At 44.1% G+C, this 7793-nt stretch carries 2 protein-coding genes; both read right to left on the bottom strand.

Features of this window, described 5'->3' with window-relative positions; genetic code table 11:
- Positions 1–683: 683 nt before the first annotated feature.
- Positions 684–1247: a hypothetical protein gene (locus BBC0122_RS04160; RefSeq protein ID WP_077991634.1), complete on the bottom strand. Its 564-nt coding sequence runs from the start codon at positions 1245–1247 to the stop codon at positions 684–686.
- A 447-nt stretch (positions 1248–1694) separates the two neighbouring features.
- A complete protein-coding gene (locus tag BBC0122_RS04150) occupies positions 1695–7757 on the bottom strand; it encodes an invasin domain 3-containing protein (RefSeq protein ID WP_077991632.1) in 6063 nt (2020 codons plus the stop codon).
- Between the last annotated feature and the right edge of the window lie 36 nt (positions 7758–7793).

Raw genomic sequence — 7793 nt, 5'->3', positions numbered from 1 at the left:
TATTTTCCGCACGGTCGTTTTAAAAAACACAGTATGTTTAAAACTATAAACAAAAAAGCCGGTAGCGCCTATCGTAGTAGCAAAGAAATAAAGCTATTTCAACCGAATATGAAATACACCTTACCCACAAACTTGGCTTAACACCGCTTTACATAGACCGAACCAACTGTTTTGCAGGGCTTTGCCTTACTTAAATCTACTGGGCTGCGTTCTACCTTGCTTAAATCTACTTGGCTGCGTGTTGCGTTGCTTAAGTGAATTTGGTTGTGTTTTCTCTGCTTAATTTTGTTTGGCGTTATTTCCTTCACCCCACTGTACTTTACCAAGCCGGTCTGGTGATAAAATGCCTATCGCCCGCGCTGCGGTTCATTCAGGCAACATTTTGATAAAGCCGATGGTTTATTCTTTAAATTCTCTTAAGCGCAATCACACTCCTGCATAGATAAACCACTTTTCTATTTGCGCATTTATGATGAACCCTGCAATATCACAATGAACACCACAATATCACACAATTAAATGCCGACAATGGTATTTGCTACATTACGATTGGAAAAGGTTTTGAGTTAGATAACTAAAAACCTTTGCGCTGATTATCAATAAATTTAACTTTCATATTTTTTTCAACACTAAAGCAGCCACAGCTTTGTAAAACCATTTAATTATCAGAATATTCTTACATTCTAATTGTCTACAATACTGAATTTATCACCGACTTTATACACCCTGTGATTACGCATGGTCGAATAATCAGCCCACAATGCGTATATTTGTAGATCGGTGCCTACTTTGGTCGCTTTATAGGTCACCTGATAGGTATAGTCATCTATTTTTATCCAATCTTTAAACTGCACACCATAACCTATATACCCCCGCAATGTTGGTGTGGCATTTGGTGCATTAATGTAGAAGGTGTTGTCTGGATGAAAGTCTGTTGAGAGATTACCAAATTTGTCAACGATATGAATTGTGACAATGATATCGTCTCCCACTTTATATTCTTTTTTATTCAATTCGATTTTCAAGTATTCGGGTAATACATAGCCTGGCGTTATAGAAAATGCATTACTCGACAATGCGTCCTGCCATTCCGGATATTTTAATGTGAACGTTAAATTCGTGCCGACTTTTATTGCTTCATAAGGAACTTGTATGTAAGTGTGGCCATCTATTTTTCTTAAATAGGTGGAGTTATTGCAATAGTATCTTACATAATCCGACCCCGGAATTGTGAGTACACTTTGCATTTGGTTATTTCGAAAATCTTTTATATCATCTGTGATATTTATAACGTCATCAGCATTTTATCTCGCAAACCTATGTTTAAATGTACAGAATTAGTTTCAGCATAACTATCCTTTACCACATAAAACTTGGTATTTTCTTTTACCGGTTTTGAATTAACGAACAGGATAACGTAAAAATCATCTTTAATTACTTTCCCGTCATAAGTGGGAGATAAGACCGCAGATCCCCTCCTTAGAACTTTAAATCTCAGTAGATAGGTTCCTTCTTCATTTTCACTTTTTGTTGCATCCAGAAATTCAAATGAGGTGTATGCTTGCAACCTCAATTTTGAGGATCATAAACAGAGTTATTTCCAAAGCTATCACTAGATTTAAAGATGAGCGTTACGATATCATCAAGTTAAGGCTTGTTATTATCAACTGTTAAACTGGATTTTTTTCGTCAAGTTACTTCGGTGTTACAGTTAAGGATTTGGTTAAACTGTTATAAACGACACCGGAAACCTTCGGTGTAATTGTAAAAGTTACCGGATCGTTAGAAGTTATACTCATAGAATATTGTCCGTCAAATAATTCCATTATTCCTGAACGGGTCCATGAAACTGCAGCTACACTTTTCGTGATGACAAAATTAATGTCGCTCTTCTTCCCAGTCACAAGGTTGTTGTAAATATCTCTGGCCGTAAAAATGGCGAATGATTCAGTAGCTACTACATTTGTTTCTGGCTCTAGTTTTAACTCCGATGTACCTTCATTTATTGCACCGGGGTTTATTGTTACCTCTTGGGTAAGAACTGCAACACCTGAAACCGTCGATGTAAAAGAATAAGTATCCGCTTTCGTGCCCGTGAAGGTGGCTTCATAGGTTCCAGGCGACGTCTCTTTGATTGCTGTCAGATTGAGGGCAGTGCCATCGGGAACCACTATATTCTCGCTACTATCTTCGATGGTAAAACCGACATCGCTGCCACTTAGCCCCTTGATGGGATTGCTATTCACGTCCATTGGCTTGAAGGTGAGTTTTGATCCTTTGCTATCACCTGCGTTAAAGCTTGACTGGGTTACCGTAAAGGTGGATGTAGCTGCATTCGCCGCACCGGCTGTCACCGTCACGTTAGCTTTAAGTTCTCCGACAGGTTTATTGGAAATGTTCGGTTTGATCGTATATTCCCCGACCTTTGCACCTTTCAATGTAGCAGTATAAATGCCGCTACCGTGGGCTGTCTCTTGGGGCGAAGTGAGAGAAACAGGACTGCCAGTTGTAGACACCGTTGTTCCGTTTTTGTCTGTGACGACAAAACTAACCTTGTCACCAGAACCGGTTGTAGCAAGCCCGCTCATAGGGTTGCCAGAAACATCTATGGCCGTAAAGGTGAGTGTTGATGATATGGTTCCATCTGCTGGAATGGATTTCGGCTCTACTTCAAATGTGGATCGTCCGGTATCGATATCATGGCCCTTTATTGCCACTTGTGCTTCAAGAGTTCCAACAGCAGCTCCCGAAACAAGCGGCTTTAACTTATAAGTTCCGACAAGCGTGCCTTTCAATGTGGCTACATAAATGCCGCTTTGAGCCGGTGTCTCTTGAATGTTCGACAGAATAACCTTGTTCGTATCCGGTCTCTTGTTGCTTTCGTCAACAACGTCAAAAGCAAGTTTGTTGCCTAATCCTGCAACAACATTGCCATAAGCGTCCTTCGCTGTAAAGGTGAGTATTGATTGTTCAGTTCCATCTGCTGAAATGGATGCCTTATCTGCGCCAAAGCTGGAATTGCCTTCTCCTCCATCGACATCACCGGCTGTCAGTGTCACTTGTGCTTCAAGAGTTCCAACGGCAACAGAAGAAACCTTCGGTGTAATTTTATAAGTTCCGGCAAGCGTGCCTTTCAATGTGGCTACATAAATGCCGCTTTGAGCTGGTGTCTCTTGAATATTCGACAGAACAACCTTGCTCTCATCCGGCTTATTACCGCCCCCGTCAACAATGTCAAAGGTAAGGTCATTGCCTAATCCTGCAACAAGATTGCCATAAGCATCCTTCGCTGTAAAGGTGAGTGTTGATCCTTGGCTATCACCTGCTTTAAAGGATGTCGAAGATGCGATAAAGGTGGAATTTCCTTTTCCCCCATCAACATCACCGCCCTTTATTGTCACAGTGGCTTCAAGAGTTCCAACAGCAACAGAAGAAACCTTCGGTGTAATTTTATAAGTTCCGACAAGCGTGCCTTTCAATGTGGCTACATAAATGCCGCTTTGAGCCGGTGTCTCTTGAATGTTCGACAGAATAACCTTGCTCTCATCCGGCTTGTTACCGCCCCCGTCAACAATGTCAAAAGCAAGGTCATTGCCTAATCCTGCAACAAGATTGCCATAAGCATCCTTCGCTGTAAAGGTGAGTGTTGATCCTTTGCTATCACCTGCGTTAAAGGATGTCGAAGATGCGATAAAGGTGGAATTTCCTTTTCCCCCATCGACTTTACCGGCCTTTATCGTCACAGTGGCTTCAAGTGTTCCAACAGCAACAGAAGAAACCTTCGGTGTAATTTTATAAGTTCCGACAAGCGTGCCTTGCAATGTGGCTACATAAATGCCGCTTTGAGCCGGTGTCTCTTGAATGTTCGACAGAACAACCTTGTTCGTATCCGGCTTGTTACCGCCCCCGTCAACAATGTCAAAGGTAAGTTTGTTACCTAATCCTGTGATGGCATTTTTATTGGTGTCCTTCGCTGTAAAGGTGAGTGTTGATCCTTTGCTATCACCTGCGTTAAAGGATGTCGTAGATGCGATAAAGGTGGAATTTCCTTTTCCCCCATCGACATCACCGCCCTTTATTGTCACAGTGGCTTCAAGTGTTCCAACAGCAACAGAAGAAACCTTCGGTGTAATTTTATAAGTTCCGACAAGCGTGCCTTTCAATGTGGCTACATAAATGCCGCTTTGAGCCGGTGTCTCTTGAATGTTCGACAGAACAACCTTGTTCGTATCCGGCTTGTTACCGCCCCCGTCAACAATGTCAAAGGTAAGGTCATTGCCTAATCCTGCAACAAGATTGCCATAAGCATCCTTCGCTGTAAAGGTGAGTGTTGATCCTTTGCTATCACCTGCGTTAAATGATGTCGAAGATGCGATAAAGGTGGAATTTCCTTTTCCCCCATCGACTTTACCGCCCTTTATCGTCACAGTGGCTTCAAGAGTTCCAACAGCAACAGAAGAAACCTTCGGTGTAATTTTATAAGTTCCGGCAAGCGTGCCTTGCAATGTGGCTACATAAATGCCGCTTTGAGCCGGTGTCTCTTGAATGTTCGACAGAACAACCTTGTTCGTATCCGGCTTGTTACCACCCCCGTCAACAATGTCAAAAGCAAGGTCATTGCCTAATCCTGCAACAAGATTGCCATAAGCATCCTTCGCTTTGAAGGTGAGTGTTGATCCTTTGCTATCACCTGCGTTAAAGGATGCCTGATCTGCGCTAAATTCCGAATTGCCTTTTCCCCCATCGACATCACCGACTGTCAATGTCACTTCCGCTTCAAGAGTTCCAACAGCAGCAGAAGAAACCTTCGGTGTAATTTTATAAATTCCGGCAAGCGTGCCTTTTAATGTGGCTGTATAAGTGCCATCCGGTGACTCTTGAATTTCCGACAGATTAACGGCACGACCAGTTGTATCTATCTCCTTGTTATCTTTGTCCGTTACAACAAATTTCAACTTGTTACCAAGCTCGGTGATAATGTCGCCATTGGCATCCTTCGGTTTAAACGTCACTATAGAGGCTTCAGCATCGTTTGCCTTTATCGTTTTCGATGATACCCAGAACTCCGAACTGTTTGCATCAACCAATGCAGCTTTCAAAGTTACCTGTGCTTTGAGAGCTCCGACAGCAACAGAAGAAACCTCCGGTTTTATCGTATAAATTCCCGCAAGCGTGCCTTGCAATGTAGCTACATAAATGCCGCTTTGGGCCGGTGTCTCCTGAACGGTCGATAGTCTGACCTTTTCCTCTTGCGGTCTGGAGCCGTTTTTGTCCGTTAAAGAAAATCTCAGTTTTCCACCAAGACCGGTGATAATATTGCCGTTTTCGTCTCTCGCCGTAAATTTCAATGTTGATGTTGCAACATCATCTGCCGCTATCGATGCAGGCTGCGCCTCGAAGGTTGAATTGCCTTCCCCGTCCTTCGGCATATCTCCGGCAACAAAGCTTACAGGATTGGCTGAAACAATATTGTCACTATTCTGGACATGGGCACTCACTTTAATATTGCTGACCGCTTTTTTCGTGCTGGTCAGACGTATGATAGCAACGCCCTGTTCGTCGGTTGTGCTCGTAATTTCAGAAGCACTGCGTGTCAGAAGAGAACCCGCTCTGCTTGAACTTCGCCCCTCGACAACGGATAAGACAACATTGTCTCCCTTATCTTGCGACCAGATGATCGTTGCATCGGCAACCGCTTTCCCCTCATCATCCTGTGCCGTTGCCTTGAAATCAAAATAATTGGTTCCGTTTGCCACTTTGCCTGTTTCGTTACCGACAATTGAAACATTGGTGACATGAGCCGCTGCTTTGGCGACAACAATAACCTTGGCCGACGCAATATTCTGTCCTTCAACTGACGGTGTCAGAATTAATGTTTCATCATCCTTGCCCGCCGTTACTGTGATTTCATAAATGCCTTCACCAACCCGCTTGAAGGATGGATCAACCCTGGCTGTCTTTTTCCCTGTTACCGTGAGCGCTATATCCTTGACATCGGCATCGTAAGGCGTTCCCTGCGTTGTCTTCAGCGACAAAGTCAGCACAACATTCGACACATTGTCGGCTGGCAATGTTGTTTCCGACGGTGTGAATGTGCTGCCGGTTCCATCTATTTTCGGGGGATTGACCGTGACTATCGTTGTCGCCGTCTTCGAGCTGTTGCCCTTGACATCTTTCGCGACTGCTTCAACCGTATAGCGGTTATCACCATTTTGCTGGTAACGGGGAAGAACAACCGAATAATCGCTGACACCACTTCCCTGAACAATCTTGCCGCCTGCTGCGATCAGGCTTGCTGCCATCACACTGACGCTTGCAACATCATGCTTGGATTTAACCGATATGCCAAGCGAATAAGTCTCGTTATAAAAGCCTGTAATGCCGCCAACCATATAAAGCTTGATGACTTCCTTCTTCTTATATTCGAGTACCATATTGTTATTACGGTCAACCAGATCATATCTGCTTCCCGCAAGTGTGCGCATATCCCCGACCGCATCAGGATCAAGCTGCTTCGACAGCGGAACACCAAAACGATAATTGACCTGAAAGCCTAAACGGGTATCATCCTTGCCACTCGCACCTTGCCGGTGGTCTACATTGAATGTCACAAGCGGTACCGGTGTATAATTGGCTCCGAACGTAACCGCATAAGGGTTCTTCTGCCGTTCGCTCTTTCCAAAAAGCCCGACCTCGTTGCCATAATATTGCTCGAAGTTCAGCTTCATTCCAAGCTTCGGATAGGATGGCAGATAACCTTCCGCACGAATATCCCAGCCATTGGCCGGACGTTCATAATAATCATCCACATCGGGAGAGGTTCGCCAATCCGATAACCGGTAATAGGCATTCATGCCCAATTTGAGATAATCGCGCCAATATTCGACACCAATTCCCATACGCGAATGCGAACGGGAAATGTCATAATCCCAAAACGCATTGCCGCCCAACATATAATCCTGTGTGAAATAACGATAGCCAAAACCCAGATTGCTCTGGGTGCGATCATCCGTGCGATGAATGGAGGTTTGTGTAAACGCAAGACTGTTGCCTTTGTCATAAACAGGCAACAACATCTCGAATTGCGAATTTTTTAATGAAAAGCCATCATCAACATTCAACTGGATACGGGACGTGCCGAACTGGTTGAACCAGCGATTGATCTCGCCATTGGCCTTACCCGAAAAATATCCTTTGGCCATATTTTCCAGTTCACTGCTATGACTTCCATTGGAAAGAAAATGCCCTGCCCTTGTTGCCAGCGAACTGATTGCACTATCCTGCGAGGATCCCATTTCGAGATAATGCGCCGTGTCATCAGAAACCGGTGACAGCGGAACATAAACCGTATCCCCCACCGTTACCTTGTCAAAACCGTTCTTGAAAAACCGATCCAGATTGAGACGGCGCAACCCTTCAACACTCAAATTATAGCGTTTGGCAACACTATCAAGCGTATCGCCCGACACCAGCACATAGGCGCGTGTCATCACCGGCGTCGAATAGGTATCATTTAACGATGAGCTACCATAACTATCGGGATTCAAACCTCGCGATTGATAATCGACACCCTGATAACCACCACCCTGATAAGAGTTGCTACCATAAGCCCCCTCATATTGACGATCACGGTTTCTCTGTGCTGCATCCGCCTGTGCTATCGAAAGGAGAAACGTCGAACAAACATAAAAAAATATCGTAAGCCACGAAATCGTTTTGTTTGTAAAACGACCTAAAAAACCACCCCTCATATTCATGATCTACCCCGATAATTACACTTTTCTCATAGCTTC

Origin of the sequence: Ditibartonella choladocola, assembly GCF_002007565.1 — a bacterium.
In the GTDB taxonomy this organism is placed as follows: domain Bacteria; phylum Pseudomonadota; class Alphaproteobacteria; order Rhizobiales; family Rhizobiaceae; genus Bartonella; species Bartonella choladocola.
Note: the sequence above shows the minus strand (reverse complement) of the source record. Positions and strands in the feature narration are given on the sequence as shown.

Coding starts and splice junctions, on each gene's coding strand:
- BBC0122_RS04150 (WP_077991632.1), bottom strand. CDS start 7,757: ATGAATATGAGGGGTGGTTTTTTAGGTCGTTTTACAAACAAAACGATT.
- BBC0122_RS04160 (WP_077991634.1), bottom strand. CDS start 1,247: ATGCAAAGTGTACTCACAATTCCGGGGTCGGATTATGTAAGATACTAT.